The sequence below is a fragment of the Pseudophaeobacter profundi genome (genome assembly GCF_029697505.1).
Classification (GTDB): Bacteria; Pseudomonadota; Alphaproteobacteria; order Rhodobacterales; family Rhodobacteraceae; genus Pseudophaeobacter; species Pseudophaeobacter profundi.
In genome coordinates, this window is record NZ_JARJEF010000034.1 from 1 (window position 1) to 1185 (window position 1185).

The 1185-nt window shown below is 57.9% G+C and carries 1 pseudogene; it reads left to right on the forward strand.

Annotated features, from left to right (window positions below):
- Window positions 1-28 precede the first annotated feature (28 nt).
- Window positions 29-1159 (forward strand): annotated as a pseudogene (locus P2081_RS20160) (IS3 family transposase).
- Window positions 1160-1185 lie beyond the last annotated feature (26 nt).

The window sequence follows — 1185 nt, forward strand, 5'->3', positions numbered from 1 at the left end:
AGAGTCCGCCCAACCGAAGGACGGACAAATGAAGACGAGATTCACGGACGAACAGATCATCCAAATGATCAAGGAGCAGGAAGCTGGCGAGAAGACGGCTGACGTTTGCAGGCGCTATGGGATCAGCCAAGGCACCTTCTACAAATACAAGAGTAAGTATGGCGGGATGGAACCGTCGGATGCCAAGAAGCTGCGGGCACTGGAAGCCGAGAACTCGAAGCTGAAGAAGCTGCTGGCCGAGCAGATGCTCGACAATGCGATGCTTCGGGATGTGAACTCAAAAAAGTGGTGACGCCCGATGCTAAGCGGAAGGTGGTGGCGCATCTGATGGCGGTTCATCAGGTGAGCCAGCGTCGGGCGTGTTCTGCTCTGGATGTGGATCGGTCAACGGTGCGCTATCAGTCGCGTCGAGACGATGATGCTGATCTGCGCGATGCCATCAAGACTGTGGCCAAGGAGCGCCGCCGGTTTGGTTACCGGCGGCTGCAGGTGATGGTCGAACGGCAGGGCTGGCAGGTGAACCACAAGAAGTTCCGGCGGATCTATCGTGAAGAGAAGCTGCAAGTGCGGCGCAGGGGCGGTCGGAAGCGGGCTCTGGGCAGCAGAAGACCGATGGTCGTGCCGGATGGGCCGAACCAAAGGTGGTCTCTCGACTTCGTATCTGACGCGCTGACGGATGGCCGCCGCTTTCGCATCTTGACCGTGGTGGATGACCACACTCGCGAGAACCTGGCTCTTGTGGCTGACACATCGCTGTCGGGCTTGCGGGTCACAAGGGAATTGGACCGGGTCATTTCCGAACGCGGGGCGCCGGGAACAATCGTTTCCGATAACGGCACCGAGTTCACCAGCATGGCCATCCTGCGGTGGGTTCAGGACAACGGGATCGACTGGCATTACATCGCGCCGGGAAAACCAACCCAAAACGCCTTCGTTGAAAGCTTCAACGGCAAGCTTCGAGATGAGTGTTTGAACGAAACGCTCTTCGGCTCGCTGGCAGAAGCCAGATCAACACTGGAAGAATGGCAGGAGGACTACAACACCCACAGACCACATTCGGCGCTCGGAAACCTGACGCCCAGAGAATTTGCTGAGAAAAGAACGATGGACAAACTGGCCGCGTAGGGCCATCAAACCAACCCCAAGGACTCTCCGCTAGGTGGAGGAAACTTGGGGCTCAGGTCA